The sequence below is a fragment of the Marinobacter sp. B-12 genome (genome assembly GCF_056857915.1).
In genome coordinates, this window is record NZ_JBSXOB010000036.1 from 18,280 (window position 1) to 44,333 (window position 26,054).

A 26,054-nucleotide genomic window follows, 5' to 3' on the forward strand; every position below is an offset into this window, starting at 1 on the left:
CTCATTCCAGATCGGAGGGCGTCATCATGTCTAACCCGGAAGCCATTACCGCCATTGCGGATTTCGCCGAAGAGCTGGCCCTGAGGGCCGGTGAGTTGATCAAGCACGAACGAGAACAGAACACCCTTCGCACCGACTACAAACAGCAGACGGAGTTGGTCACCCACGCTGACGTGATGGCCGACGAGATGATCACCGGCGCCATTCGCGAGCGCTTCCCGAACCATCGCATCCTCTCAGAAGAAACCATGCCGGACTTGAGCCAGGCCGAACACCTGGACACTCCACTGTGGATCATCGACCCCATCGACGGCACTGTGAATTACGCCTACGGCCACCCCCAGGTCGCGATCTCCATCGCCTATGCGGAAAAGGGGCGGGTGCAGGCTGGCGTTGTACATGCTCCGTTTTCGGGTGAAACCTTCCGTGCCACACGGGGTAACGGCGCCGCCCTGAATGGCAACCCCATCAAACACAGTGGGGCGACACTGCCGAGGGATTCGCTATTCGCAACCGGCTTCCCCTACACCAAGGACAGCCTTGAACCCCTGATAAGCCGGCTGGAAGCCATGATCCATCAATGCCGGGATCTGCGCCGTATCGGCTCCGCGGCATTGGACATCTGCTGGGTGGCCTGCGGGCGGCTGGACATCTACTACGAAAATGTCAGCCCCTGGGACTTCGCGGCAGCAAGGCTGATTGCGCTGGAGGCGGGCGCGACAGCGGGACATTTCAGTGAGGTACCGGAGGGCTATCCGGCGGACTTGTGGGGGCGGGATATCCTGATATCAGCCCCGGCGGTCTGGGAGACGGTACGTAACATCCTGCGTAAAGCGTCGGGCTACGATTGAGCGCCCCAGACCGCTTCTGAAACCAGGCCCCAGGCCTCGTCAAAGTCGTTGGAGGGTAATCGGGAGAATGACGAGCGGACATAGCGCTGAACCCGGCCTTCCATAAACACCAGTACGAAATCTGCGCCTCGAGCTGAACTGGTTCTGGGGCGCAATCCCTGACGAATCTCGCCTTCTTTTAAGGCCTGACGTACCTGGGTTTCCAGACGTTCGAAGAACTGCGACGCTCGCTTGCGCAGGGCTTCATTCTCCCCCATCAACGCATCTCCGGTCAGCACCGTGCACAGCCCCGGATTGCGCTCGGCAAACACCAGCACCAAATGCACGAGTTGCTGCAACCGAACCCGAACATCCTCCTGCTCCTGCAGGATGACCTGGCAACGCGAAAACACTGCCTCCTCGGCAAACTCGATCAGCGCCTCAAACATTTTTCGTTTACTGGGGAAATGGCGATACAACGCCGCCTCGGTAACCCCGACGGATTTGGCAAGGCCAGCGGTGGTAATTCGTGCTCCCGGATCTTTCTCCAGAAGCTCCACGAGGGCATGAAGAATCGCTTCACGGCGACTGATTTTTTGTTCTGTCATAACAGGACTGCAGCGCTCTGTTTATCTGCGGAATTTGGGTACAGGCGGGCGCGTCCATTCGGGACCGTAAAAAACAGGGATGTTTTTACGAGCCTACAGGGACGTATTCACGGCGTGTCCCGAATGGACGCGCCCGTCTGTACTGGCATCATCAGCTGAAATTCTGGACCAGATCAGAAGAAAGTACCATCAATGGGGGACGACGCACTGGCATAGAGCTTCTTCGGCATACGCCCCGCCAGATAGGCATCGCGACCCGACTCAATGGCCAGGCGCATCGCCTTGGCCATGCGGATCGGGTCCTGGGCCTGGGCGATGGCGGTGTTCATCAGCACGCCATCGCAACCCAACTCCATTGCCAGGGTTGCATCAGAAGCGGTACCTACACCGGCATCCACCAGCACCGGTACGTTGGCGTTCTCGACGATCAGGCGGATGTTATAGCGGTTCTGGATACCCAGGCCGGAGCCAATTGGCGCCCCCAGCGGCATGATGGCGATACAGCCCATTTCCTCAAGGCGCTTGGCCAGCAACGGGTCGTCCGAGCAATACACCATCACCTTGAACCCATCGCGGATCAGCTCTTCTGCGGCCACCAGGGTTTCGGTCATGTTCGGGTACAGGGTCTTTTCCTCACCCAGCACTTCCAGCTTGACCAGATCATGACCATCCAGCAACTCCCGTGCGAGCTTGCAGGTGCGCACGGCATCTTTTGCGGTGTAACAGCCAGCGGTGTTCGGCAGCATGGTGTAGCGCTCAGGCGATACCACGTCCAACAAACTTGGTTCATCCGGGTTCTGGCCCAAGTTGGTACGGCGCACGGCAAAGGTGACAATCTCCGCCCCGCTGGCTTCAATCGCATGGCCGGTTTCAGCCATGTCCCGGTACTTACCGGTGCCTACCAACAACCGGGACTGGTATCCCCGGCCGGCGATTTCAAGCGGTTTGTCTTCGGGAAGCGGTCTTTCGGAACGGTCACTCATGCTGAACACCTGAACTTGTTGATAAAATCGTGAAAAAGAATGGCAGTGCTGCAGCTAACCACCGCCGATGGCGTGAACCACTTCTACCTTGTCACCTTCGTTGAGGCTGAAGGTGGCGTGCTGGCTGCGGGGAACAATATCTTCGTTGACTTCCACAGCGAATCGCTTGCCGACCAATGCCATCCGCTCTATCAATACCGCGACAGTGACTTCCTCGGGAAGCTCCATGGCGTCGCCGTTGACCTGTACCTGCATAACGTTACCTGCCTTGAACATCTGTTTCTAACGCCTGAATCCCGCGATCACAACCAATATCCAGCCCACCATAAACCCCATTCCTCCGACCGGTGTAACCGGCCCCACCCAGCGAAGGTCGGTTAGTACCAGAAGGTACAGGCTGCCACTGAACAACAGGATTCCGGCAACAAAAAAGCCGGCCGCAATGCCGAGCAAACGCCGCGACAGCCCCGCAACCGGGAGTATCGCGACAAGAATTAACGCCAATGAGTGGTATACCTGATATGTGACGGCAGTCTGGAAAACTTCAAGCCCCCGCTCGTCAATTACACCACGCAACCCGTGTGCACCAAAGGCTCCTGCCATCACCGCTAACAGGGCAAACAGCGCGCCCAACACCAGCGCCGGGCGAAGGGGTGCTAGGTGCCTAGCAGTCACAGTGGATCTTTTCCCCGGTATCCAGATTCATCAAGGTGAGCTTACCGCCCCAGACACAACCGGTATCGAGCCCGAAATAGCGCGTGCTTTCGGTCTGGCCCTCCAGGGCCGCCCAGTGGCCGAACACCACACGCACATCATCCTGGCGAGGGAAGCGAAACCAGGGCGCAAAGCCATCCGGCGCCGACTCGGCCGACTCTTTAGCGGCAAGCTCCAGCGTGCCATCCTCGGCAATAAACCGCATACGGGTGAAATAGTTGGTAATAACGCGCCATCGATCCATCCCACTGAGGTCCGGGTGCCAACGTTCAGGCCGGTTCCCGTACATATCCGCAAAGTAGCTTTCGGCCTCGGGACCGCGAATCACCGCCTCCACTTCCCGGCTGTAGCCGACCGCGTCTTCCACTGACCAGATATGGGGCAGCCCGGCGTGGACCATCACCAGATTGCGGTCTTCATCGTGAACACAGAGGTTCTGCTGCCGGAGCCAATCAAAAAGCCGTTGGTGATCCGGCGCCTCGAGTATATCGGCAAGCGTGTCTTTGTTCTTCAGGGCGTGACCACCCAAGGCCACCGCCAGCAGGTGCAGATCGTGATTGCCCAACACCACCACAGCAGAACTACCCAGGCTTTCAACGTAACGCAGGGTTTCCAGCGAAGACGGGCCGCGGTTGATCAGGTCACCGGCCACCCAGAGCCGGTCCCGCGACGGCGAGAAACCCACCTTGGCGAGCACATCCAGGAGACGCTCGTAGCAGCCCTGGATATCGCCAATGGCGTAATCAGTCATGACTTACCTCATCAGCACCGAAATTTTCAGATCTACTGTCTGCCAACAAATCGGCAATCGCAACATACTCTGCCAGGCCAAGGTTTTCCGGACGCAGGCCATCGTTGATGCCGACACTGTTGAGTTGTTCCACGGAAACCATGCCGGCCAGCGCCTTTCGGAGGGTTTTTCGCCGGGCGCTGAAGGCGGTGCGTACCACTGCCTGCAACAGCTTATAATCCTTTGCCGGATGCGGCAGCGTCTTGTGGGGTACCAGCCGAACGATGGCGGAATCCACTTTCGGCGCCGGCCGGAAAGCGCCTGGCCCGACTTCAAACAGCGGCTGCACCCGGCAGAAATACTGGGTCATGATCCCCAACCGGCCGTAATTGTTGTCTCCGGGCACCGCCGCCATCCGCTGAACCACTTCCTTCTGCAGCATGAAATGCATGTCTTGCACCACGCCAGAATGCCCCAGCAGGTGAAAAATCAATGGCGTGGAAATATTGTACGGCAGGTTGCCGATGATCCTCAGGGGCTTATCGTCAACCAGTTCGCCGAAATCAAACTTCAACGCATCCGCTTCATGGATGCGGAAGTTGGGGTAATTGAAAAATTTGGTCCGGAGCACGGGAATCAGGTCCCGATCCAGCTCCACCACCTGGAGGTTTGAGTTAACGGCAAGCATTTCCTCGGTGAGAGCGCCCAGGCCGGGACCGATTTCCACAAGGGCATCGTCCGGCCTGGGATGGATAGCGCGAATGATGCGTTCAATGACGCCGGGGTCGTGAAGAAAGTTCTGACCGAAGCGTTTCCGGGCCTGATGGCCGTGTTTGCTACTCACTCGATAGTATCTCTTTTCGCTGAGGTTGCCATTCGTTCGCCCACCCGGATTGCCGTTTCCAGGCTGCCGGCATCTGCTCTGCCGGTGCCGGCCAGATCGAGGGCGGTGCCGTGGTCGACGGAGGTTCGCACAATGGGCAGGCCCAGGGTGATATTGACCGCCCGGCCGAAGCCCTGGAACTTGAGAACCGGCAGACCCTGGTCATGGTACATGGCCAAAACCGCATCAGCGTTGTCGAGCCAATGGGGGGTGAACAAGGTGTCCGCCGGCAATGGGCCGGTCAGGTCGATGCCTTCCCGACGCAGGTTGTCCAGGCTCGGCTCGATGACGTCGATTTCCTCCCGGCCCAGATGTCCGCCTTCGCCGGCGTGGGGATTCAGGCCGGCAACCAGTATCCTGGGGTGCTGCAGGCCGAAGAACTTGCGCAGGTCATGGTCCAGAATACGGGTGACCTGGGTCAGGCGCTCAGCCGTAATCGCGGCAGAGACGTCCTTCAGGGGCAAATGCGTAGTGACCAGCGCGACCCGAAGTTCATCGGTGGCCAGCATCATCACCACACGCTCAACGCCGCAGAGTTCCTGCAGGAACTCCGTGTGGCCACTAAAGGCAATGCCGGCATTGTTGATGATGCCCTTGTGGACCGGAGCCGTCACCATGCCGTCGAAGGTGCCATCAAGGCAGCCCTGGGCGGCTATTCGCAGGGTTTCCAGAACATAGGCGCTATTCGCCGGATCCAGATGGCCGGCCGTGGTGGACGCCAGTCCATCAACGGAAAGCACGGAGAGCCGGCCCGGTTCAACGGTGGCTGGCGCCCCCGGAGCCCAGTCCTCCAGCGCCACCTCCAACCCAAGCAGCCGGGCCCTCGCCTCCAGCAGAGGTTTACTGGCCACCACCACAATGCCGGGCCCACGCTTTACCAGGGCCAGTTGCAGGCAAAGCTCCGGGCCAATGCCCGCAGGTTCGCCCGCTGTCAGTGCGAGGATGACCGGCTGTGTCATGATTGGCTGTCAGCTCCGTAGCCGCTCTTGAACTCAATGAACGCCTCGTCGCGGATCTCACGCAGCCAGTTCTGCAGTTCGGTATCAAACTTGCGTCGATAGATGGCCTGCCGCGCCTCGGATTCCCGTACATCACCACTGATGTCCTGCTGGCGACGGTCCTGAACCTGCAGGATGTGCCAGCCAAACTGGGAGCGGAACGGACCTTTGAGCTCACCTACATCCGCCTCCATCATCGCCTGTTCGAATTCCGGCACCATCTGTCCGGGACTGACCCAGCCGAGGTTGCCACCGTCAGAGCCGGAAACCGGGTCATCAGAGTGCTCCCTGGCGATGACGGCGAAATCGGCGCCGTTGTCGATTTGCTGGTAGAAATCGCGAATGGTTGCTTCCGCCTGAGCTTCCGACACGGTTTCCGATGTGCGTACCAGGATGTGACGGACTTTCGACTGCTCGATGAACTGTGCTTTATCACCGCCGCGGCGATCCATTACCATCACCAGGTGGAAGCCGCTGCTGTTCCTTAGTACGGGGGAGACGGTTCCGGTTTCAAGATCCGGGACCACATCGGCCACCAATGACGGCAGTTGGTTCTCGGCACGCCATCCCATGTTGCCACCGTCGAGGGCATTGCTGGCATCGGATTCGGCAACGGCAACAGAGCGAAAGTCCCGCCCCTCGGCAATTTCTTCACGCAGTTGCTCCACCTTTTCACGGGCAGCGCTGGCCTCTTCCTCGTCATTAAAATCGTTCACCTCAATGAGGATATGGGCAAGCTCATACTCTGCATTGCTACGGCCCTGACCCTCCATTGCCGCAAGATAGTTCTCAACTTCCCGATCCGTAACCCGCACGCGATTGCCGACCTGGCGCTGCTGTACCCGGCTGGTAATCATCTCGTTGCGAATCTGCTCACGGGCCTCGCGATAGGTGACGCCTTCCTGGACCAGTTGTTGCTCGAACTGGGCCAGCGTCATATTGTTGCGCTGGGCGATGGATGCCAGGGTTTCATTGAGCTCGTTGTCGCTGATGCGCATCCCGGCCCTGTCCGCCATCTGTAACTGGATAGACTCGCTGATCAACTGCTCCAGAACCCGTTCTTCCAGAATGTCCCTGGGGGGCAACCCGGTTCCCTGAGCGCGCAGCCGCCCGGTGATGGTGTTGATCCGTGCCTCAAGCTCGGACTGAAGAATAACGTCGTCGTTAACGACCGCCACCACCTGATCAAGCAGTTTACGGTCCGCCTGCACGGTTGCGGATACCATCACAACCATCAGTGCCAGCATCATTTGTGCGCAATGGCGAAGGTTCGCCTTCATAGTCACCTCTAGTATGGAAGAATACTGCCTGTCACCCCGGCATCCCCAGCCTGTCTGCCAGGCATCAGCGATCACCGAAACGGCGACGTTCCCTTTCGTCAAAGCCGTAGATGGCTTCGGAAATCTGGCTGGACGATCCGCCGCTCCCGCCCAGTCCTTTGAGCTGGATCTGGAACAGCATGCGACTCTCAAGCTGTTCGTCGTCCGTCAGGTAGTTCTGGTGCACCAGCTGCACACTCCAGCAACAATTATTGTATTCCAGCCCGGCCAGTGAACCGACCGTACGATCAAGCTCGGAATCGTAGACCCAGCGGCCGATCAGACTAACACGGTCTGTGACAGGAATAACGCCCCCGATATCCGACTGTTCGAATTCGTCTCGCCGATAACTGTGCCCCAGGCTGGCCAGATAACGGTAATCATCAGAGTGAAAAATCAGCTGACTGCGACCCTCCTGCGTCTTACTGGTGTCTGGTTCCCACAAGCCGAAGGTTCGAATTTCCAGACCGCCCACCGGTCGCAAAACCATTTCACCGGCCAGCGGGGAGTCACTGGTATCAGAGGCACCCTCCCCTTCAAGCGACACCTCCCTGTCATCGTAATAGTGAACCTGGCCAATGCTGAAGCGGGCACGTTCAGCGCCGGTGAGCAGATCATTGAAACGGCTGGTCAGTGCCACCGTCAGTTGATTGCTGTCACCCACCCGATCACCGCCGCTGAAGCGGTTGCGTTGGAACAACTGGTCGAAACTGAACGAGCGAATGGCGGTATCGAAATCCGGAATGAACGACTGGTCCGCATCGGCGTCAGCCCAGGCGTAATAGAGCCGGGGTTCCAGGCTCTGGTTATAGGGAATATCGAACAGGCTGGACTGGCGATCAAAATACAGGCCGGAATCCCACTCCGCGACGGGAACGGTGCGATCAAAGCCAGGGTCACTCGCGGTGTAGTCCTCCAGCTCATAGCGTGTGTAATCGACACTGACGGAGGGTCTGGCATAGCCCCAAAGAGCCCGCATAGGCAACGCCACTTCGGGGATGGCCCGTAAGCGATGGCCGTTCGCCTGATCGAGCCCTGTCAGGTTGACATTGTCGCGATAAAAATACGTGTATTGGCTTTCCAGGGACACTTCCGTCGGCCCTGCATCGAATGTGGCGCCGTACAATACTTCCGGCAACTGCGAGTAGGGAACGTCCTCGTCGGCGATAGTATCAGTGATCGTCTGGTAGCCGTTGAGATAGGTCTCGAAATACTGGGAGGAATCCCGGTAGCGCACGCCACCACGGCGCCGTAGGTGCGTCGCGCTATTGATCTCGAGATTGCGGTTGAGGTCACTGAGGTAGTCGTCGTCGCTAACCACGGAATAATCCCCGTAGCCGGTCCATCCGTATCCGAATGTCGCGCGGGTACTGAAATCAAGCCCCCAGCGTTCCGCTTCCTCCGCGGGAAACTCCTCCTCGTACTCGGAGTCATTGCCTGCGTACCCCAACTGAAGTACCGATTCACCAACACTGCTAAGGTAACGCCCCTCCGCCTCGGTAAACAATCCACGCCCATGTATGTACTGGGGCGTCAGCGTAGCGTCGTAGTGCGGTGCCAGATTGAGGTAATAGGGTACCGACAGGAAAGCGCCGCTGCCCGCATTGGAGGTGCCGAAAGACGGATAAAGAAAGCCTGTCTTGCGGCGGTCGTCAATCGGGAAGCTGGCATAGGGCCAGTAGAACACCGGGATATCACTGATCTCAAGGCGCACATGCTTTGCCGTGCCCACACCTTCGCCCTGGTCCAGGAGAATGTCAGATGCCACGATGGACCAGTCGTTGTTGTCTGGGGCGCAGGTGGTCAGTGAGCCGCCACGAATCCGCACCTGGTCTTCCGCCGTGCGGGAAAGCTGAGTGGCGGAACCCCGCATTTCCGGGCCGTGCAGGAGAAACGTCGCCGTATTGATGTCAACCCGGCCGCTGTTGACGTCGTAGTCCGCACGCTCGCCGGTCAGCAGGAAGCCGTCACCGCGGCTGGTCAACGGCCCTTCTATGGCTACAGCACCGGTTGCCTGAATATAACGGGCCTCGGAGCCCGTCACCCGGAACCCCGGCTGCTGCAGGCGAACATCTCCCCGCAGAAACAGTTCGTTGTCGAGTTCATACCGTGCATTGAGCCCACTGGCCTGCAGGGGCGCCTGACCATTTTTCGCTGCCGGCTCACCTGCACCTCCCTTTACCATTCCCGGGACCGCGGAAGGCAGATAACCACCCTCACAAAAGTCGGGCAGGGAACGGCGGACATCCTCCGGCAATTCAGACCTCGGCCGCCAGTCAATCTCGGCAGCTGAAGGAGCGGCTTCCTGGGCATAAACCACCGGTATTGGCGCCAACATCGCGCAGCTCACTGCGGACGCGAACGGCAACCCGGGACGGTGCCGCATGCGGGGCGTTGGCATTCGCAGCTTCCTTGTTGGGGCTGGCACGGTGAGCGGGTTCCTGTCCAGAATGGATTCGCAGCTGTCGGAGACACTTAACAGCGGCCTAGTTTACACGGCGCCCTTTGCCTTGTTAACGGAAACCGGTCTTTGTTAACGGAAACCAGCCATTGCTGCAAAACCGTTTTACCGCCTCTATACTGATCTGCTAACTTTCGGCCATGGGCCCGCTGTTCGTTGCGGCCAGGTCACCGATAACTTCTGAGCCAGGAAAACAGCCAATTTCATGGATACCCGCCTGACAATGCTCACCCAGTGGGTCAGAGACCTTCCCGGTTTTGACCAGGCGATGCCCGAGCCAGTATCCGGGGACGCGAGCTTCCGCCGCTACTTCCGCGTCAGCGGCGACCCTCATGGCACCGGGCCACAACCCTATATTGTGATGGATGCGCCGCCCGAGCATGAAGACTGCCACCCCTTCGTGGCTGTTGCCCATCACTGGCGCAGCCTCGATATCGCCGTGCCGGACATCGTCCATGAAGACCTGACCCGAGGTTTCCTGCTGCTGGAAGACTTCGGTGACGCACTGATGCTGGGTGCCGTTGATCACACCAACGCTGACCGGCTTTACGGCGCCGCAATGGATGAACTGGTCCGGATACAGCAGGCTGACGATGCACCTGACTACCCACTTCCAGCTTATGACATCGCCCTGCTGGATCGGGAAATGGCTTTGTTTCCGGACTGGTTGCTGACACAACAATTGGGACTGACCCTCTCCAACGGCGAACGCGCGCTGCTGGACACCACCTTCGCCTTCCTCCGAGAGAGCGCTCTGGCCCAGCCGGATGTGGCGGTGCACCGTGACTACCATTCCCGCAACCTGCTGGTCCGACCCGGCACCACAAGGCCCGGCGTGATCGACTTTCAGGACGCCGTACGCGGCCCGATCACTTACGATCTGGTATCGCTGCTGAAGGACTGCTATATCCGCTGGCCGGAAGAACGCATCGTTCGGTGGACAGAGCGTTTCCGCGTACTCAGTGCCGAGGCGGGCCTTCACAAGGCCGATCGGGACACCTTCCGCCAATGGCTGGAGCTCATGGGCATGCAGCGCCACCTGAAAGCCGCGGGTATCTTTGCCCGACTGGCCATTCGTGACGGTAAGACCGGCTTCCTGAAGGATGTTCCCCGCACCGTGGGCTATCTGGTAGAGGCCAGCAGCCGTCAGGCCGCCCTGCGCCACTTCCACGAATGGATCACGGAAACCGTGGTGCCGCCCATCGAGCAACAGATCGGCCCAGTGGAGACATTCGGCCAGTGAAAGCGATGATTCTCGCGGCCGGCAAAGGCGAGCGCATGCGGCCGCTGACCCTGACTACCCCGAAGCCGCTTCTGCCTGCCGGCGGCAAGCCGCTGATCGTGCACCACCTGGAACGGCTGAAAGCCGCTGGTTTCCGGGAAGTTGTGATCAACCACGCCTGGCTGGGCACGCAGATCGAAACGGAACTGGGTAACGGCAGTAGTATCGGGCTGGCCATTGAATACTCGCGGGAAAGCTCCCCCCTCGAGACCGCCGGCGGAATTCTCCAGGCACTGCCGCTGTTAACCAGCAGCGACGACGAGTGGTTCGTTGTGATCAACGGTGACATCTGGTGCGATTTTGATCTGGCCCAATTGACGCCACCCAAGCATGCAGACGCATTACTGGTCATGACGGGCAATCCTGACCACAACCCGGCGGGAGACTTCTGCCTGCGCGCGGATGGCTCGGTGATTGAGAGCGGCCCGGAAACGCTGACATTTACCGGCATCAGCCTACTGAACCGTCGTCTGTTTTCAGAACTGCCACCGGGCGCCCGAAAACTGGCACCAATCCTGCGGGGTGCCATGAACCGGGGACGGGTGCAAGGCATTCGCCATACCGGTCACTGGATGGATATCGGTACGCCCGAAAGACTCCGGGAGTTGGACCGGATGCTGAAGGAAGGCGGGGGCTGAGCCATGACCTCTGAGACCAGGGCGAACAACCTGCCCGCACGCATGGAAGCGGAGTTCAGTGAGCTGCTTGGAGAGTTGACCGCCTGCGGCCACCAGGCCAACGAATTGCTGGTCAGAACCCGACTGCCGCGTTGGTGCCGCCGGAGCCTGTTCTTTTTCCTGGGCTACATCGCCAAATCGGAAGGACGGGTAACGGAGAAAGACATCAGTTTCGCCGAAACCCTGATGAAGGCCCTGAAACTCTCCGGTCGCCAGCGGCGCAAAGCCATTGGCAATTTCCGCAAGGGCAAGACCGCTGAGCGCATCCCTACCCTGAAAGCCCTGGGCCTGCGCCTGACCCACAGAATCTGGCCCTCGCCCTCGCTACGCGTTGCCATCTGCCTTTGCCACGCGGCGCAACTGCAGGGACGCCCCGAGAAGCCCCGCCGCTATCGCTGCGAAGACGCCATTGACCAGATGGGACTGCCGATCAGAGTCAGCGATGACATTCTCGAAAGTTACGCCAGCAAGGTCTGGATCACCGAACCGGAAAGCCAGCCACGGCCCTCCAGCTTCGAGCAGGCCTGCCAGGTCCTCGGCGTTACCCGCCGTGACAGCCGCGAGGTTATCAAACGGGCCTACCGGAAGAAGGTGTCGGAATGCCACCCGGACAAACTGGCACAGCAGAAGCTGAGCCCGGCGGAACTGACCAGGGCGAAAGACCGCCTTCTGCGCTACCAGCAGGCCTGGGAACTGATCAGCCAGCGCCTTTCGGTTTGAATCCGACATTTTGAGTTCGACGCCAAGCTTGCTAGTATTCGGTATCAGAATCACTTCACTGAAGGCATGCCCACGGACCAGCGGCCTGCTAGACCCACTGAAAAGGAACATTCCCATGGGTAAGAAACTCGTCCTGCTCGGCGACATTGGAACCGATCACCAAGGCTTCCCTCCAACCCCTGTCATTACCGGCAGCGCTACCGTGCTGATCGACGGCAAGCCCGTTGCTCGACTCGGCGACCAGCTCTCCATGCACTCCAAGCCCAAGCATCCACCACACCCCCGCGCCATCGCAGCTGGAAGCCCAACCGTGCTGATTGAGGGCAAACCGGCCGCTCTGACCGGCGATGCCGTGAGCTGTGGCGGCGTTGTCATCGGCTCATCCACCGCCGTGGGTGGGTGATCATTTCCTAGCGTTCGGAATCAAGCCAGGCTGAGACGCGATTGGTAAGTGCTTGCGCCTCCCTGGGTTGTGGCTGTTCCGCCATTGCGACAGGTTGTCGTGAGTAACCTGCAACCCCTGCCCTCCGGAATGCAGCCTCGCGTTGCTTTGGCGACCTTTGAGTCGCGTCCCCGGCGCCCAATGAGCTGCGGGCACTGTATAGCTCCAGCACTTTCAGCCCTCCAGACTCACCAAACGACTCCGCCAGAGCTTTCGAATCGCCCTCATTAAACTCTGGCGCAATCCAGACCAATGCCGACACATCACGGCCCTCGCTGGCAGTAGCCGCGCGGGTGACATGACCAGCCGCCCGGCCGACGCCAGCCATGGCCACCCGGCTGTAACCACGACCAACCAGGTTACCAACCGCCGCAGCCAGGGACTTCTGGATGCGGGCGCGGTATTGGTTTGCCAATGCCTCGACATCCTCATTGGCCATCACATCAATCATCACCGACTCGCCGTCGTCCATAGGTTTTTCGCCCGTTTCATCGGCGGCGTCCGTTTCCTGCATGCCAGCGTCTTCGGGTGACCCGAAGCCCCGTTGTCGACGCGCTTCCTGTAACTCATACGGCAGTGTCTCAAGTCCAAGCACCATTACGGCCCAGCCGGCACGTGCCATCGGTTGCCGAAGGGCGGCAGCCAACCCGGAGGCGGGTGATTGCCCCTCATCGGCAAGAATCACCAGTGCGCCCTTCGCGGGGGTCTCGGATTCCGGCTCAAACAGGGCCAGCACACGCTCTTCTTCCGGCGGTTCCAGCCATACTGACGAGTCCGGCCAGATTCTGGCGATTGCGTCCGAATCGAGCCCCGTTGATATCAGCACCCTTTCAACAACCGACCCGGCGGATTTCTCAGCTTCCTGGTCTGTCATGTTGGCACTCTGGTCTTGCGCGCCTTTCTGCGCCTGCGCCAGAGCTGGCGGGGCCCAGAAAGCAACAAGGCAGACCAGGATAACCAACCCCTGTATAACCGGTTTTTCAATCCATCTGTTCACAGGCTGTCACTCATTCCGTGCGAAAAATCACCATCAAACTGGTAGACTAGCAGCTTTGCGGCCCAGCAGCCTTTTGCAGACTCTTGCAACGGCAACCGCCGTATGCACCATCATCGAGACCATTATCAAACCGTTCAAGAGAGCCGTCATGAACCCTTTCCAGATTGCCCCGTCCATTCTGTCAGCTGATTTTGCCCGACTGGGCGAGGAAGTCGATAACGTACTGGCCGCCGGCGCCGACATTGTCCACTTCGATGTCATGGACAACCACTACGTACCCAACCTGACCATCGGCCCCATGGTCTGCGAAGCATTGCGTAAGCACGGGGTTACCGCTCCAATTGACGTGCACCTGATGGTATCTCCGGTAGACGATCTGATCCGGATGTTCATCGATGCCGGCGCCAGCTACATCACCTTCCATCCGGAAGCCTCCAATCACATCGACCGTTCGCTGCAGTTGATTCGCGAAGGTGGGTGCAAGGCGGGTCTGGTGTTCAACCCGGCCACGCCACTGCACTACATTGATCACGTGATGGATAAACTGGATATGATCCTGCTGATGTCGGTAAACCCCGGCTTTGGCGGCCAGAAATTCATTCCCGGCACCCTCGACAAACTGCGCGAAGCCCGCAAGCGCATTGATGCCAGCGGCCGCAACATTCGCCTGGAAATCGACGGCGGCGTGAAAACCGACAACATCCGCGAGATCGCCGAGGCCGGCGCCGACACATTTGTCGCCGGCTCCGCCATCTTCAACACCGACGACTACAAGGCCACCATCGACAGGATGCGGGCGGAACTGGAACTGGCTCAAAAAGGCCTGAACCAATGAGCCTGGCGGGGCTGTTCAATCAGCGCTGGCCGGGGGTTGCCCTGTTTGACCTGGACGGAACACTGGTAGACAGTGCCCCCGATCTGGCGGCGGCCATTGACGCCATGCTGGAACAACTGGGGCGCCGCAAGGCCGGCGCTGACAATGTGCGCCAATGGGTGGGCAATGGCGCCAATATACTGGTACGGCGCGCCCTTGCCGGCCAGGCGAACTGGGAACCGGCAAGCCCTAGGGACGACGCCCTGTTCAACGATGCATTGGCGATGTTCTACCACGCCTACGAAAACCTTAATGGTCAGCATGCCGTGCTCTACGACGGCGTGGAGGAGTGTCTGACCCGTCTTGCAGACCACGGCTGTCGGATGGGCATCGTCACCAACAAACCAGAACAGTTTGTGGCACCGTTACTTGAGCAAATGGGCATCGAACACTGGTTCGACATCTGCATCGGCGGCGACACCCTGCCGGTGCGCAAACCAGAACCGCAACCGTTGATCCATGCCATGACCGAATTGGGCGGCACCCGGGGCACCACGGTGATGGTTGGGGACTCAGTCACCGACATCAGCGCGGCCCTGGCAGCCGGCATTCCTTCGGTGGCGGTGCGATACGGCTACAATTATGGGGCGCCCGTGGATACGCTCGGAGCGGATGCCGTTGTTGATTCCCTGGCCCAGCTTTTGTAATCTCACAGGATATTGATTTGAAACCTTCAATTCGGGAGATTCCTGCCGTGCAGGGACTGAGTCTGATGACAGCGCGTGGCGTACTGACAACCCGCGCGACACGATGGTGGCGATGGCGCACCGGCTGAATGCCGCCCGAAAGTCCACCATACAAATCAGATTTCAGGAACCGTTATCATGACACCCGAGCAATTCGCCGAGCTCGCCAAGGCCGGCTTTAATCGTATCCCCGTATACCGCGAAGTCCTCGCCGATCTGGATACGCCCCTGAGCACCTATTTCAAGCTGGCCAGTGGCCCCTACTCCTACCTGTTCGAATCCGTCCAGGGCGGCGAAAAGTGGGGTCGCTATTCCATCATCGGCCTGCCCAGCCGTGAAGTTCTCAAGGTCTACGATCACACCGTCACGATTACCCGCGACGACAAGGTGATCGAAGAAATCACCGTCGACGACCCGCTAGCCTTCGTGGAAGACTACCAGGCCCGCTTCAACGCGCCGGACCTTGAGGAATTGCCCCGCTTCAATGGCGGTCTGGTTGGCTATTTCGGTTATGACACCGTGCGCTACATCGAAAAGCGCCTGCGCAACACCTGCCCGCCGGACAGGATCGGCACGCCCGACATCCTGCTGATGGTGTCCGATGACGTTGTAGTGTTCGACAACCTTCGTGGCAAACTGCACCTGATTGTCCATGCCGACCCAAACCAGGAAGGCGCTTACGAACAGGCACTGCAGCGAATCGACGACCTGGAGTCCCGCCTGCACCGGCAGACGACCAACGCGCCCCGGACACCCGAGCATCTGCGCGGTAAAACCGTGGACGAGAGCGACTTCATTTCCGGGTTTAACCAGGAAAAGTTCGAAGCCGCCGTTGGCAGGATCAAGGAATACGTTCTGGACGGCGATGTGATGCAGACGGTGATCTCGCAACGCATGTCGATTCCGTTCGAGGCGCCACCGCTGAACCTGTATCGCTCGCTGAGGGTGCTGAACCCGTCCCCTTACATGTATTTTCTGGATCTGGGGGACTTCCAGATCGTAGGCTCGTCACCGGAAATCCTGGCGCGGGTGGAAGATGACGAAGTCACTGTGCGCCCGATTGCCGGCACCCGAAAGCGTGGCGCTACCGACGCCGAGGACCGGGCCATGGAAGCGGAACTGCTGGCCGACCCCAAGGAAATCGCCGAGCACCTGATGCTGATCGATCTGGGCCGCAACGACGCTGGCCGGGTGTCTGAGACCGGCACGGTGAAGCTGACGGACAAGATGATTGTGGAGCGTTACTCCCATGTGATGCACATCGTCTCCAACGTCACCGGTCGCCTGAAAGACAACACCAGTTGCCTGGACGTGTTGCGCGCCACCTTGCCAGCCGGCACCCTGAGCGGTGCCCCCAAGATTCGCGCCATGGAAATCATCGACGAACTGGAGCCGGTGAAGCGCGGCGTCTATGGCGGTGCCGTGGGTTATCTGTCGTTCAATGGCAACATGGACACCGCCATTGCCATCCGCACGGCCGTGATCAAAGACAACACCCTGCATATTCAGGCAGGCGCCGGCGTGGTGGCCGATTCGGTACCCCGCCTTGAGTGGAAGGAAACCATGAACAAGGGCCGCGCGATCTTCCGCGCTGTCGCCATGACCTACAACGATTTCGACCACTGAGGCGGAGGATAAGATTATGTTGCTGATGATCGATAACTACGACTCCTTCACCTACAACGTGGTGCAGTACCTGGCCGAGTTGGGCGAAGATGTTCATGTCTACCGCAACGATGAGATTACCGTGGAGGGCATTGAAGCCCTGAAACCGGAACGCCTCGTTGTCTCTCCCGGCCCCTGCACGCCCAATGAAGCGGGCATTTCCATGGCCACCATCCGCCACTTTGCCGGCAAGTTGCCGATTCTGGGTGTGTGTCTCGGCCACCAGGCCATCGGGCAGGTGTACGGCGGAAAGGTTATTCGCGCCGGGCAGGTGATGCACGGCAAGGTATCTGCGGTCTACCATAAGGACCAAGGCATTTTCCGTGGCCTGAGTAACCCGTTGAAGGCGACCCGCTATCACAGCCTGGTGATCGACAAAGACACCCTTCCGGATTGTCTGGAAGTCACCGCATGGACTCGCAATGACGATGGTTCGGTGGAAGAAATCATGGGCGTTCGGCACAAAACACTGCCCATCGAAGGCGTCCAGTTCCATCCAGAGTCTATTATGACGGAACAGGGTCATGAGCTGCTGCGCAACTTTCTGAAGACACAATAAGAGGCCACCACATGGACATGAAAGAAGCACTGAACCGCATCGCCTCCAATCTGGACCTGTCCACGGAGGAAATGAAGGACGTTATGCGCGTCGTCATGAAGGGTGAAGCCACCGATGCGCAGATTGGGGCCTTTCTCATGGGGTTGCGCATCAAGAGCGAAACCATCGACGAAATCACCGGCGCCACCGAAGTCATGCGGGAGCTGGCCACCCGCGTAACGGTCAACGCCGACCCGCTGGTGGATATCGTGGGCACCGGCGGTGACGGTGCCAACTTGTTCAACGTATCCACCGCGGCGTCTTTTGTGGTCGCCGCAGCCGGTGGCTTTGTGGCCAAGCATGGCAACCGTGCCGTGTCCTCCAAGAGCGGCAGCGCGGACCTGCTGGAAAAGCTGGGCATCAACCTGCAGATGGCGCCCGAGGAAGTCGCCCGCTGCGTGGAGGAGATCGGTGTCGGCTTCATGTTCGCCCCCGCCCATCATGGCGCCATGAAACACGCCATCGGGCCGCGCAAGGAACTGGGTTGCCGCACCATCTTCAATATCCTCGGTCCCATGACCAACCCGGCCAACGTCAAGCGACAGTTGATCGGTGTGTTCACGAAAGAGCTTTGCCGCCCCATGGCGGAGGTTCTGCACCGCCTGGGCGCCGAGCACATCATGGTGGTGCACTCGAAAGATGGCCTGGACGAAATCAGCCTGGCCAGCGCCACCCATGTGGCGGAGCTGAAAAACGGCGAAGTCACTGAGTACGACATAACCCCGGAAGACCTGGGCATCAAGAGCCAGGCGTTGGTTGGTCTCACGGTGGATACCGCCGAGGACTCCCTTAAGCTGATCCGTGCCGCCTTCGGTCGTGGCCATGATGAAATGGCTGAGAAGGCTCGCGACCTGATCGCCCTGAACGCCGGCGCAGCAATTTATGTGGCTGGCCTGGCAAAGACGGCGTCGGAAGGCGTAGAGATGGCTCTGGACGCTATGGGTTCCGGCCTGGCGGCGGGCAAGATGTCTGAATTGGCTGACTTTTCGCAGTGTTTCTAAGACGGGCCTGATAATGACTGACAGACATCTGGACAAGACGCCTACCATCCTGCGAAAGATCGTTGATCGGAAGTGGGAGGAAATTGACGAGCGCACGCGCAGGGTTTCTATTGGCGACCTGAAGGCCATGGCTGGCGATCAACCGCCAGCGCGGGGTTTTGCGGACGCCCTTCGCCGACGCATCGAACAGCGAACGCCTGCAGTCATTGCCGAGATCAAAAAAGCCTCCCCCAGCAAAGGCGTTCTCCGCGATCCGTTTGTGCCCGAAGCTATTGCCGAAAGCTACGAAAAAGGCGGAGCCGCTTGCCTGTCAGTACTCACTGACAAAGACTTCTTCCAGGGCCATGAAGACTACCTCCAAGCCGCCCGCGCCGCCTGCAGCCTGCCGGTGATCCGCAAGGACTTTATGGTAGCGCCGTACCAAGTGTACGAAAGCCGGGCCATTGGGGCGGACTGCATCCTGCTGATCGCCGCCTGCCTGACCAGGGACCAGATGCAGGAGTTGGAAGGCATTGCCCATGAAATTGGCCTGGACGTGCTGGTCGAGGTTCACGACGGCGAGGAAATGGACGATGCCCTCACCCTGAAAACACCGCTGGTGGGCATCAACAACCGCAACCTGCACACCTTTGACGTCTCGCTGGATACCACCTTCGACCTGCATGAACGGATTTCGGCCGACCGCCTGACGATCACCGAAAGTGGCATCATGACCCGTGACGATGTGACAGCCATGACCGATCGCGGCATCTACGGCTTCCTGGTGGGCGAGTCGTTTATGAGGGCTGAAGAGCCAGGAAAAAGACTGGCCGAATTCTTCTTCCCTGACTGCTGAATTTTCGATGAAGCTTTGGAAGACTACCTCAGAAGTCTGAGCACTTTGTCGGCACCAACCTAATCTTCAGGCTTCTCCAAGGCCTCCTGCAACAACGCCAGCAAATGCGCCGGCATGCCCTCAGCCAGCTTCAAGGCAGCCTCATGCCCACGCGGAGACATCTTGCCCCAGGTACGGCGGACAATGCGCAACCATTTCTCCCGATCGTAATCGGCTTTTTCCTCATAGAAATCCGCGAAATAGCGTTCCAGAAACACCATGCAGGCAACGTCTTCCAGCAGCTGTGTGTCTGCGTCCTTGCGCAACTCCCGCTTGGTCAGGATGGTTTCCACCTTCTGGCATTCTTCCTGCGGGAAGCCACACTCCGCCATGATTCCGGCAGCCCGGCGGCCATGCATGCGGCCACAGGCCTGGCGCCATTCGTAATAGGCCTTGCGCCCCTCCGGGAAATCGCTACGGGGGATGGTCCAGCGCTCGATATGCTGGGCGCGGCAGGCAATCTGCAGGCGCTCGGAGGGTTGCTGCTCAAGCTCGAACAGCCAGCGGGTCATGTGCTGGCTGTAGGCGTATTCCTTGGGCAGGGTTTCGCCGCCGACCTGCTCGATGTTGGGGTCTGCACGGTTGGCGGTATCGATTTTATCCAGGGTACAGGCCAGGAGGGTCTGTTGTGTCATCGGGTCATACCTGGGCGGAGGAACGTTGCTTGATACCATCATACCAGGCCTGGAGATTGGCCTGCTCAGGCTTGATGCGAATACCCACCACACGGGCAAAGGCCACGGTGGTAAAGGCATTGATGTCCGCCGCCGTGAATCGGTCGCAACAGATGTATTCCCGGCCATCCAGGTGCTTGTTCAGGAAGTGCATGAATTTTTCCACCGAGGTGCGGCACTCCTCACCCCATTCCTTGATCGGGTTCATGCGGTCCTTGAAATAGCCGCTGGTGTGCTGAAAACACATACCGGTGGGCAGGAAGAAGGAGAACTCGATCCACCGCAGCCACTGCTCCACCTGCGCTTTCTCCAATGCGGTGTCCCCCAGCAGGGTTGGCGCGTCCGGATAGCTTTCTTCGAAATAGCGACAAATCGCCATGGTTTCGGCAATGCAGGTACCGTCGTCCAGTTCCATCACCGGTACTTTCTTCATGGGGTTCCTGGCCGCGTATTCCGGCGTCAGGTTCTCACCCTTCTGCAGGTCGATCTCGACAAACTCGGCCTTGTCCAGCAGCCCCTTTTCAGACATAAACATCCTTACCCGGCGTGGGTTGGGCGCGGTCTTGGTCTCAAAAATCTTCATTGTTGTTGACTCCAAACAGTGTCTTGGGATGAATCTCGGGAATTGTGTAGAAGACTGACGCGGAACACCGGTTGCGTCAAGCAACCGTAATCACTGGGGCAGCCAGTATGCGATCTGTTGGATGACCCATTCAGGGTCGTCCATTGGCAGATCATGGCCAGCGGATGGATGGACTTTCAGTGTCCATTGCCAACGCCGTTCGAACGCCTGGCTGCAGCTCCAATGCACGATACGATCGCCCTTGCTGGCAAGCACAAGTGCGTTCGGCAGAGGACGTTGAGGCAGGGGTTTGTAGGCGACCGCCGCTTTCATCTGAGCATAGGCGTTGGCAAAGCCGACGGGCCTCTGGCGCTGGATGCTGTACCAGTGTTTCATGACATCGAGGTCGACCGGTTGGTTGCTCGTCAACCGCAGAATATCCGCCTCACGATCGAACAGTTCCCGGCGCGCCAGGAGGCGAACGATACGGGGCCAGGCCCCCGGACGCATCCGGCGCCAGGGCAGGCTGAATCCAGAGCTCGTGTTGATCAGCACCAGGTTCTGAACTTCACCCTCGGTGACATGCTGAGCCCAGTCCAGGGCCACCATTCCGCCCATGGACAGAGCGATGAGATTGTATGGCGCTGGAATGTGATCAACACCGTGGCGAACCTTTTCCCGAATGTCCGCGATACGGTCAGGGCTGGGGTCCTTGAAGTGCACGCCCGTGCCCGGAAGGTCGACCCGATGAAACTGGTGGCCGGGAAAGGCATCCTCAAGCCTGTGGGGAAACGAGCCCCAGTGGGCGTGTTCCCGGGTAAGTCCGCGCAACAGAATCCAGTGCATTATCAGTGATGATCCCTGTACCAGTGGGCGATGGCGGCCTCCCTTAGCATGGACGCCTCATCCGAGTGCGGCAACCAGTTTTCATGATGGGCGGCGGCGCTGACGAGGAAATCGATAAAGGTCAGGTGACTTCGCAGTACCCGTCGATGGCGATGGGGTACCAGCGGATTGAAAAAGCCGTCCAGGCGCAGCAACTGCCGCGGGCGTTTCTTGATCCATCGCCAGGAACCCAACTCCAGGGTAAGGGGAATGAAGGCGCCCTCACCGCTGCGATTGATCTTTTTGTAGAAATAGTCCCACAGATCGCCGTGGGTCAGGTAATGGCGGGACTGGGGCTCGAAGCGATAGTTGTGTTCCGGCCACGCCTGCTCCCAGATCAACTTCAGCGCCATCACCGATTCAATCCGTCGCATGGGGCGACGACGGTAGGCATAGGGGAACCAGATCTGATCCTGCCAGCCGAAACCGGAATGACAGTCCAGCGCGACACTGAAAGGACGGCCTGGCAGTAGCTCCGAAATCACTGACTCAAGGGCCTGGTTCTCCGCTTCCATACCCTGCTCGGGATCACCAATGAACCACGGCAGTCGTGGAGAGAAACGCTGACCACCCAGCAGGAACGCACTGCGGTCCTGGGCGGTGATCGGTGCGTTGCGCATCAGGTCGACCCCGTTGGGATTGCTGCGCTGATTCAGGTACATGCCACCGGGGTTGAGGATGGGCAACAGGGTAACCCTCACTTTTTTCAGCAAGGCCTGGAGATGTCCGTCCCAGGACATCCGTGCCAGCAGATTGCGCAACCAGGCCATGACGACTTCGCTGCCGATGCGCTCAAGACCGTGAACGCCACCCACCAGCATCACTACTGGCGCGTCGGGTGCCTCACTGCCAAGGTCAACCCGGTATATCGGCAAGTCAATGTCCTTCAGCGCAACCCGAGAGAGCGTGTTCACAGCAACCTGTTCCGGCGCTTCCGCCAGTACACGCTCAAGACGAATCATTTCCGGCAGAAAGGTTCTCAGCAGGTGACGTTGTCGGCTATCCCGGCGGGCCTGTTCGGCCGGAATAGCAGAATGGGGGGTTAGTTTGCGCAATTCAGTCATGGGGCTCTCCCGTTTCAGACAACCCTTCAAACTACCGCTGAATTGCTTCAATTCGTTGACACTGGCGCTCAAAATACCGGAACGCACGTTCATTTTATGGCGACATTTTACATGAATGGCTTGTAACTCACGCTCAGGGCGTTACTCTAAGGGATACGTAGTAACCGAGGTCACAACATTTGTCTCGCCTTCTGAAAACGCAATCTCAATACGGCGTCTTCACCTCTAGAGCGGTTTCCAGAACCGCTCCAGCGGATCAGTTTCCGCGTATTTTCAAAACCTATAAGGAGAACCAATCATGCGAAAGCTAACGCCAGTCGCGCTGCTTTGCGCGATGTCCGTGCCTGCACTTGCTCAGGCCGATTGCGGTGAGGTTTCCATCACCGAAATGGGCTGGGCATCCAACACCGTTGTCACCAGCGTCGCCAAGTTCATTATGGAGCAGGGGTACGGCTGTGATGTAACAGTGGTTCCCTCTGACACGGTTCCCGCTGTTACCTCGGTCGCCGAAAATGGCGAGCCCGACATTGTGACCGAGCTGTGGCTGAATTCCGCGGGCGAGGCCTACCTGGAACTGGAAGAACAGGGCAAGATCGAGCGCCTGACCAAAGTACTGGAGCCCGGTGGCGTTGAGGGCTGGTGGATTCCAACCTACCTGGCCGAGAAACACCCCGAGCTGACCACTATCGAAGGTGTCATGGCAAACCCGGAATTGGTGGACAACCGTTTTAACAACTGCCCAAGTGGCTGGGGTTGTCGTGTCGTCAGTGACAACCTGATCAGGGCGCTCGACCTGGAAAGCTCAGGCGTTGAGGTCTTCAACCATGGTTCCGGTGAAACCCTGGCCTCGTCCATGGCCTCCGCCGTGCAGTCTGAAGAGCCGTGGTTTGGCTACTATTGGGGCCCCACTGTACCGCTCGGAAAGTTCGACATGACCCGCGTCGAATTGGGTGACTACAAGCCAGAGGTTCACACTCGCAACCAGACCCAGGATGCCGACAACCCTGGCGTGTCTGAGTTCCCGGCTGCAACAGTGCTGACCTCCGTGACCACAGACTTCAAGGATCGTGAGCCGGAGGTCGCGGAAATGCTCACCAACCTGACGTTCAAGACCGACACCATGAGCGCACTGTTAGCGTGGATGGATTCCAACAACGCGTCTGCGGAAGAGGCAGCCGTGTATTTCCTGAGCAACAACAGCGACGAGTGGTCAAGCTGGCTGAACGATTCGGCCAAGAAACGCCTGGCTTCGGTTCTGGGAGAATAATCTCTCCACCTACCCTGACAGGGCCGTCCCCCGGCCCTGTCAAACCGAACAGGCGAACTTACATTACCCATTTATACCTGAATGCTTCTGGGAACTGACCGCAAATGGCGACCTACGATTTCGTGTTTTCATCACTGGGACTGGAAGACTGGTGCTCAGACGGCCAAAGTGATGCCCCCATGTCAATGGCGGCGTTGCTGCAAAAAACCAAAGGAACGGACGCCGAAGCAGAGTCACTATGGGACCTGCCTTTTCCATCCATGGACGCGCTTAACGAGTCCTGCGCGGCCTTTCCCAAATCCAGGGAACTGACAAAAGGTCTTGAAGAGGGCTTCCTGTCCATCAAGGACAGTCTGAGTGTTGTTCTGGACCCTTTGACCCAACCACTGAGCTGGTTTCTGGACGGGACACTCTACGGCATGCTGAACACGCCCTGGTGGATCGTGATACCAGCGCTGCTGGCCGTGGTGTTTGTCGTTACCAAATCCTGGAAGCTGGTGGGGTTCGTGGCGGGCAGCCTGGTTCTGCTGGCCTTTATTGACTACTACCAGTACGCAATGGAGACGCTGTCGATCATCTTTGTCTGCGCGTTTCTGTGTGTGCTGCTGGGCGTGCCCATCGGCATTGCCATGTCCCGAAGCGACATGATGCAGCGCCTGACCATTCCCGTGCTCGACATGCTGCAGACACTGCCGCCCTTTGTGTACCTGATTCCGCTGATTTTCCTGTTCAGCGTGACCGAATCCAAGCTCTACGGCATTGCCATCATCCTGTACGCCATTGTGCCGGTCATCCGTCTCACCAACCTGGGTATCCGCCTGGTGGACAAGGACGTGATCGAAGCCGCGGACGCTTTCGGCATGACCAGCCAGCAAAAACTCTTCAAGGTCCAGATTCCACTGGCGCTGCCCAACATCATGGCGGGTGTAAACCAGACCATTATGATGAGCCTGGCCATGGTGGTTATCGCTTCCCTGGTGTCGGCACCGGGGCTCGGGGTGTTGGTGCTTCAGGGCATTCGCAACCTGGAGCTGGGTGTCGGGCTGGTTGCCGGTCTTGGCATCGTTATTCTGGCGGTGATCCTTGACCGGGTAACCAAAGCCTCACTGGCGCGCATCAACGCCTCACAGAAACAGTAAGGGAGCGAATCGTGGACCGGGATATCAAGATTTCCATCCGGAACCTCTACAAGATTTTCGGCCCCATTCCTGATGTGGCCCTGGCGTATGTGCGCCGGGGTATGGGAAAGGCCGAACTGCTGGAAAAGCACAACCACGTACTGGGCCTGCAGGATATCAACGTGGATATGCGTGAAGGCGAGATCACCGTCATCATGGGTCTGTCGGGGTCAGGCAAGTCCACGCTGATACGCCATCTCAACCGGCTGATTGAACCCACTGCCGGCGAAATCGAGGTGGATGGCAAGAACGTACTCAACTTCGACGAGGACGGATTGCGGAAACTTCGACGTGAACAGATGTCGATGGTTTTCCAGAAATTCGCCCTGCTTCCACACAAAACCGTGTTGGAAAATGCTGGCATGGCGCTTCTGGTAAGGGGCCATACGGTGCGGGACTTCGAGGACGAAGCCAAGAAATGGCTCGCCCGCGTGGGACTGGAAGGGAACGAGAACCAGTACCCTCACCAGCTATCCGGCGGTATGCAGCAGCGCGTGGGCATTGCCCGGGCACTGGCATCCAACTCGCCCGTGATGCTGATGGACGAGGCCTTCTCTGCCCTGGACCCGCTGATTCGCTCCGACATGCAGGACCTGCTGCTGGAGTTGCAGGAGGAACTGAAGAAAACCGTGGTGTTCATCACCCACGACCTGGACGAAGCGCTAAAGCTGGCGGACCACCTGGTGATCCTCAAGGACGGACACATCGTCCAGCAGGGCGAACCCCAAGAAATTCTCATGCACCCCAACGATCCGTACATCACGGATTTCATCAGCGACATCAATCGCGCACGGGTTCTGAGAGTGCGTTCCGTGATGGCAAAAACCACGGAGCCACCCGCTGACTGTGCCGGCGACATTTCCGATCGGGACAACCTGGAGTCAGTAATCGCCAGGTCCGAGGGCGATACCGACCTTGTCTATCGGGTGGTCAAAAAAGGCAATCAGGTAGGCATTCTCGAGATGAAAGAACTGGTCAAGGCACTGGTGCCGGTCGATGCTTCGGAAGGAGACAATCGCAGCCGTTACTGATCGGAAGTCATCCCGGTGGAGGTGGGCACCCGGATGACAGCATCGTGACAG

At 58.9% G+C, this 26,054-nt stretch carries 28 protein-coding genes; 14 read left to right on the forward strand and 14 right to left on the reverse strand.

Annotation, left to right across the window (positions count from 1 at the left end; all coding sequences use genetic code 11):
- Window positions 1-26: 26 nt before the first annotated feature.
- Window positions 27-851, forward strand: a complete 825-nt coding sequence (locus AC13D2_RS04675; protein ID WP_482938275.1) for an inositol monophosphatase family protein — start codon at window positions 27-29, stop codon at window positions 849-851.
- Here AC13D2_RS04675 and slmA read toward each other — a convergent pair.
- The 9 genes from slmA to AC13D2_RS04720 form a co-directional block, all read right to left on the reverse strand.
- On the reverse strand, window positions 842-1,438 hold the full coding sequence (slmA, locus tag AC13D2_RS04680) for a nucleoid occlusion factor SlmA (RefSeq protein WP_482938276.1): 597 nt from the start codon (window positions 1,436-1,438) through the stop codon (window positions 842-844). The genes AC13D2_RS04675 and slmA overlap by 10 nt on opposite strands.
- 173 nt (window positions 1,439-1,611) lie before the next feature.
- A complete protein-coding gene (locus tag AC13D2_RS04685; protein ID WP_292046988.1) occupies window positions 1,612-2,421 on the reverse strand; it encodes a thiazole synthase in 810 nt (269 codons plus the stop codon).
- 54 nt (window positions 2,422-2,475) lie between these two features.
- Complete coding sequence (gene thiS / locus AC13D2_RS04690) at window positions 2,476-2,676, reverse strand: sulfur carrier protein ThiS (RefSeq protein ID WP_040474762.1); 201 nt, start codon at window positions 2,674-2,676, stop codon at window positions 2,476-2,478.
- Window positions 2,677-2,703: 27 nt separating this feature from the next.
- Entirely contained in the window at window positions 2,704-3,096 is a 393-nt protein-coding gene (locus AC13D2_RS04695) for a DUF423 domain-containing protein (RefSeq protein ID WP_482938277.1), read from the reverse strand.
- Entirely contained in the window at window positions 3,086-3,886 is an 801-nt protein-coding gene (locus AC13D2_RS04700; RefSeq protein WP_300493553.1) for a symmetrical bis(5'-nucleosyl)-tetraphosphatase, read from the reverse strand. The genes AC13D2_RS04695 and AC13D2_RS04700 overlap by 11 nt, the downstream gene beginning before the upstream one ends.
- Window positions 3,879-4,709 carry a 16S rRNA (adenine(1518)-N(6)/adenine(1519)-N(6))-dimethyltransferase RsmA gene (rsmA, locus tag AC13D2_RS04705; RefSeq protein WP_292046993.1) on the reverse strand — a complete coding sequence of 277 codons (831 nt, stop codon included), beginning with the start codon at window positions 4,707-4,709 and terminating at the stop codon, window positions 3,879-3,881. Before rsmA ends, AC13D2_RS04700 begins: the two co-directional genes overlap by 8 nt.
- Window positions 4,706-5,707 carry a 4-hydroxythreonine-4-phosphate dehydrogenase PdxA gene (pdxA, locus tag AC13D2_RS04710; RefSeq protein WP_292046995.1) on the reverse strand — a complete coding sequence of 334 codons (1,002 nt, stop codon included), beginning with the start codon at window positions 5,705-5,707 and terminating at the stop codon, window positions 4,706-4,708. The genes rsmA and pdxA overlap by 4 nt, the downstream gene beginning before the upstream one ends.
- Entirely contained in the window at window positions 5,704-7,026 is a 1,323-nt protein-coding gene (locus AC13D2_RS04715; protein ID WP_292046996.1) for a peptidylprolyl isomerase, read from the reverse strand. Before AC13D2_RS04715 ends, pdxA begins: the two co-directional genes overlap by 4 nt.
- Before the next feature lie 64 nt (window positions 7,027-7,090).
- Window positions 7,091-9,403, reverse strand: a complete 2,313-nt coding sequence (locus tag AC13D2_RS04720; RefSeq protein WP_482938286.1) for an LPS-assembly protein LptD — start codon at window positions 9,401-9,403, stop codon at window positions 7,091-7,093.
- A gap of 328 nt (window positions 9,404-9,731) precedes the next feature.
- Here AC13D2_RS04720 and AC13D2_RS04725 point away from each other — a divergent pair, with 328 nt between their 5' ends.
- The 4 genes from AC13D2_RS04725 to AC13D2_RS04740 all read left to right on the forward strand — a co-directional run bounded on the left by AC13D2_RS04725 (window position 9,732) and on the right by AC13D2_RS04740 (window position 12,608).
- Window positions 9,732-10,769 carry an aminoglycoside phosphotransferase family protein gene (locus tag AC13D2_RS04725; RefSeq protein WP_300493547.1) on the forward strand — a complete coding sequence of 346 codons (1,038 nt, stop codon included), beginning with the start codon at window positions 9,732-9,734 and terminating at the stop codon, window positions 10,767-10,769.
- Window positions 10,766-11,446: an N-acetylmuramate alpha-1-phosphate uridylyltransferase MurU gene (gene murU, locus AC13D2_RS04730; protein ID WP_292047001.1), complete on the forward strand. Its 681-nt coding sequence runs from the start codon at window positions 10,766-10,768 to the stop codon at window positions 11,444-11,446. Before AC13D2_RS04725 ends, murU begins: the two co-directional genes overlap by 4 nt.
- Window positions 11,447-11,449: 3 nt before the next feature.
- Window positions 11,450-12,205, forward strand: a complete 756-nt coding sequence (locus AC13D2_RS04735; RefSeq protein WP_300493543.1) for a DnaJ domain-containing protein — start codon at window positions 11,450-11,452, stop codon at window positions 12,203-12,205.
- A 115-nt stretch (window positions 12,206-12,320) separates the two neighbouring features.
- On the forward strand, window positions 12,321-12,608 hold the full coding sequence (locus tag AC13D2_RS04740) for a type VI secretion system PAAR protein (protein WP_300493540.1): 288 nt from the start codon (window positions 12,321-12,323) through the stop codon (window positions 12,606-12,608).
- A gap of 7 nt (window positions 12,609-12,615) precedes the next feature.
- On the opposite strand, the gene AC13D2_RS04745 is transcribed toward AC13D2_RS04740, so the two are convergent.
- Window positions 12,616-13,644: a DUF3530 family protein gene (locus AC13D2_RS04745; protein ID WP_292047007.1), complete on the reverse strand. Its 1,029-nt coding sequence runs from the start codon at window positions 13,642-13,644 to the stop codon at window positions 12,616-12,618.
- Between the two features lie 148 nt (window positions 13,645-13,792).
- Between AC13D2_RS04745 and rpe the strand changes: the two genes are divergently transcribed.
- The 6 genes from rpe (at window position 13,793) to trpC (ending at window position 19,303) form a co-directional block, all read left to right on the forward strand.
- A complete protein-coding gene (gene rpe / locus AC13D2_RS04750; RefSeq protein ID WP_292047009.1) occupies window positions 13,793-14,479 on the forward strand; it encodes a ribulose-phosphate 3-epimerase in 687 nt (228 codons plus the stop codon).
- Window positions 14,476-15,165 (forward strand): phosphoglycolate phosphatase, encoded by a 690-nt coding sequence (locus AC13D2_RS04755; protein WP_292047010.1) that lies wholly within the window; start codon window positions 14,476-14,478, stop codon window positions 15,163-15,165. The genes rpe and AC13D2_RS04755 overlap by 4 nt, the downstream gene beginning before the upstream one ends.
- 177 nt (window positions 15,166-15,342) lie before the next feature.
- The gene (gene trpE / locus AC13D2_RS04760; RefSeq protein ID WP_300493536.1) at window positions 15,343-16,830 is read left to right on the forward strand and encodes an anthranilate synthase component I; all 1,488 of its coding nucleotides are present in this window, start codon (window positions 15,343-15,345) and stop codon (window positions 16,828-16,830) included.
- Between the two features lie 16 nt (window positions 16,831-16,846).
- Window positions 16,847-17,428, forward strand: coding sequence for an aminodeoxychorismate/anthranilate synthase component II (locus AC13D2_RS04765; RefSeq protein ID WP_300493533.1), 582 nt, complete (start codon window positions 16,847-16,849; stop codon window positions 17,426-17,428).
- An 11-nt stretch (window positions 17,429-17,439) separates the two neighbouring features.
- Window positions 17,440-18,468, forward strand: a complete 1,029-nt coding sequence (trpD, locus tag AC13D2_RS04770; protein ID WP_300493530.1) for an anthranilate phosphoribosyltransferase — start codon at window positions 17,440-17,442, stop codon at window positions 18,466-18,468.
- Window positions 18,469-18,481: 13 nt separating this feature from the next.
- Entirely contained in the window at window positions 18,482-19,303 is an 822-nt protein-coding gene (gene trpC, locus AC13D2_RS04775) for an indole-3-glycerol phosphate synthase TrpC (RefSeq protein WP_300493527.1), read from the forward strand.
- A 59-nt stretch (window positions 19,304-19,362) separates the two neighbouring features.
- Here the strand turns inward: trpC and AC13D2_RS04780 are convergent, their stop codons facing one another.
- The 4 genes from AC13D2_RS04780 to AC13D2_RS04795 all read right to left on the reverse strand — a co-directional run bounded on the left by AC13D2_RS04780 (window position 19,363) and on the right by AC13D2_RS04795 (window position 22,527).
- Window positions 19,363-19,977: a DUF4202 domain-containing protein gene (locus AC13D2_RS04780; protein ID WP_300493524.1), complete on the reverse strand. Its 615-nt coding sequence runs from the start codon at window positions 19,975-19,977 to the stop codon at window positions 19,363-19,365.
- Window positions 19,978-19,981: 4 nt separating this feature from the next.
- On the reverse strand, window positions 19,982-20,599 hold the full coding sequence (locus tag AC13D2_RS04785) for a glutathione S-transferase family protein (protein ID WP_292047021.1): 618 nt from the start codon (window positions 20,597-20,599) through the stop codon (window positions 19,982-19,984).
- A 90-nt stretch (window positions 20,600-20,689) separates the two neighbouring features.
- Window positions 20,690-21,424 (reverse strand): alpha/beta fold hydrolase, encoded by a 735-nt coding sequence (locus tag AC13D2_RS04790; protein ID WP_292047023.1) that lies wholly within the window; start codon window positions 21,422-21,424, stop codon window positions 20,690-20,692.
- 2 nt (window positions 21,425-21,426) lie between these two features.
- Complete coding sequence (locus AC13D2_RS04795; protein WP_292047025.1) at window positions 21,427-22,527, reverse strand: M14 family zinc carboxypeptidase; 1,101 nt, start codon at window positions 22,525-22,527, stop codon at window positions 21,427-21,429.
- Window positions 22,528-22,825: 298 nt separating this feature from the next.
- Between AC13D2_RS04795 and AC13D2_RS04800 the strand changes: the two genes are divergently transcribed.
- The 3 genes from AC13D2_RS04800 to AC13D2_RS04810 all read left to right on the forward strand — a co-directional run bounded on the left by AC13D2_RS04800 (window position 22,826) and on the right by AC13D2_RS04810 (window position 26,003).
- On the forward strand, window positions 22,826-23,794 hold the full coding sequence (locus AC13D2_RS04800) for an ABC transporter substrate-binding protein (protein WP_292047028.1): 969 nt from the start codon (window positions 22,826-22,828) through the stop codon (window positions 23,792-23,794).
- A 104-nt stretch (window positions 23,795-23,898) separates the two neighbouring features.
- Entirely contained in the window at window positions 23,899-24,933 is a 1,035-nt protein-coding gene (locus AC13D2_RS04805) for an ABC transporter permease (RefSeq protein ID WP_091642485.1), read from the forward strand.
- Between the two features lie 11 nt (window positions 24,934-24,944).
- Window positions 24,945-26,003 (forward strand): quaternary amine ABC transporter ATP-binding protein, encoded by a 1,059-nt coding sequence (locus tag AC13D2_RS04810; RefSeq protein ID WP_273063839.1) that lies wholly within the window; start codon window positions 24,945-24,947, stop codon window positions 26,001-26,003.
- The last annotated feature ends 51 nt before the right edge of the window (window positions 26,004-26,054 follow it).

Bases quoted from the DNA above. Each gene is read 5' to 3' on its own strand.
- AC13D2_RS04675 (WP_482938275.1), top strand. From the start codon at position 27: ATGTCTAACCCGGAAGCCATTACCGCCATTGCGGATTTCGCCGAAGAG.
- slmA (WP_482938276.1), bottom strand. From the start codon at position 1,438: ATGACAGAACAAAAAATCAGTCGCCGTGAAGCGATTCTTCATGCCCTC.
- AC13D2_RS04685 (WP_292046988.1), bottom strand. From the start codon at position 2,421: ATGAGTGACCGTTCCGAAAGACCGCTTCCCGAAGACAAACCGCTTGAA.
- thiS (WP_040474762.1), bottom strand. From the start codon at position 2,676: ATGCAGGTACAGGTCAACGGCGACGCCATGGAGCTTCCCGAGGAAGTC.
- AC13D2_RS04700 (WP_300493553.1), bottom strand. From the start codon at position 3,886: ATGACTGATTACGCCATTGGCGATATCCAGGGCTGCTACGAGCGTCTC.
- pdxA (WP_292046995.1), bottom strand. From the start codon at position 5,707: ATGACACAGCCGGTCATCCTCGCACTGACAGCGGGCGAACCTGCGGGC.
- AC13D2_RS04715 (WP_292046996.1), bottom strand. From the start codon at position 7,026: ATGAAGGCGAACCTTCGCCATTGCGCACAAATGATGCTGGCACTGATG.
- AC13D2_RS04720 (WP_482938286.1), bottom strand. From the start codon at position 9,403: ATGTTGGCGCCAATACCGGTGGTTTATGCCCAGGAAGCCGCTCCTTCA.
- AC13D2_RS04725 (WP_300493547.1), top strand. From the start codon at position 9,732: ATGGATACCCGCCTGACAATGCTCACCCAGTGGGTCAGAGACCTTCCC.
- AC13D2_RS04735 (WP_300493543.1), top strand. From the start codon at position 11,450: ATGACCTCTGAGACCAGGGCGAACAACCTGCCCGCACGCATGGAAGCG.
- AC13D2_RS04740 (WP_300493540.1), top strand. From the start codon at position 12,321: ATGGGTAAGAAACTCGTCCTGCTCGGCGACATTGGAACCGATCACCAA.
- rpe (WP_292047009.1), top strand. From the start codon at position 13,793: ATGAACCCTTTCCAGATTGCCCCGTCCATTCTGTCAGCTGATTTTGCC.
- AC13D2_RS04755 (WP_292047010.1), top strand. From the start codon at position 14,476: ATGAGCCTGGCGGGGCTGTTCAATCAGCGCTGGCCGGGGGTTGCCCTG.
- trpE (WP_300493536.1), top strand. From the start codon at position 15,343: ATGACACCCGAGCAATTCGCCGAGCTCGCCAAGGCCGGCTTTAATCGT.
- AC13D2_RS04765 (WP_300493533.1), top strand. From the start codon at position 16,847: ATGTTGCTGATGATCGATAACTACGACTCCTTCACCTACAACGTGGTG.
- trpD (WP_300493530.1), top strand. From the start codon at position 17,440: ATGGACATGAAAGAAGCACTGAACCGCATCGCCTCCAATCTGGACCTG.
- trpC (WP_300493527.1), top strand. From the start codon at position 18,482: ATGACTGACAGACATCTGGACAAGACGCCTACCATCCTGCGAAAGATC.
- AC13D2_RS04780 (WP_300493524.1), bottom strand. From the start codon at position 19,977: ATGACACAACAGACCCTCCTGGCCTGTACCCTGGATAAAATCGATACC.
- AC13D2_RS04785 (WP_292047021.1), bottom strand. From the start codon at position 20,599: ATGAAGATTTTTGAGACCAAGACCGCGCCCAACCCACGCCGGGTAAGG.
- AC13D2_RS04790 (WP_292047023.1), bottom strand. From the start codon at position 21,424: ATGCACTGGATTCTGTTGCGCGGACTTACCCGGGAACACGCCCACTGG.
- AC13D2_RS04795 (WP_292047025.1), bottom strand. From the start codon at position 22,527: ATGACTGAATTGCGCAAACTAACCCCCCATTCTGCTATTCCGGCCGAA.
- AC13D2_RS04800 (WP_292047028.1), top strand. From the start codon at position 22,826: ATGCGAAAGCTAACGCCAGTCGCGCTGCTTTGCGCGATGTCCGTGCCT.
- AC13D2_RS04805 (WP_091642485.1), top strand. From the start codon at position 23,899: ATGGCGACCTACGATTTCGTGTTTTCATCACTGGGACTGGAAGACTGG.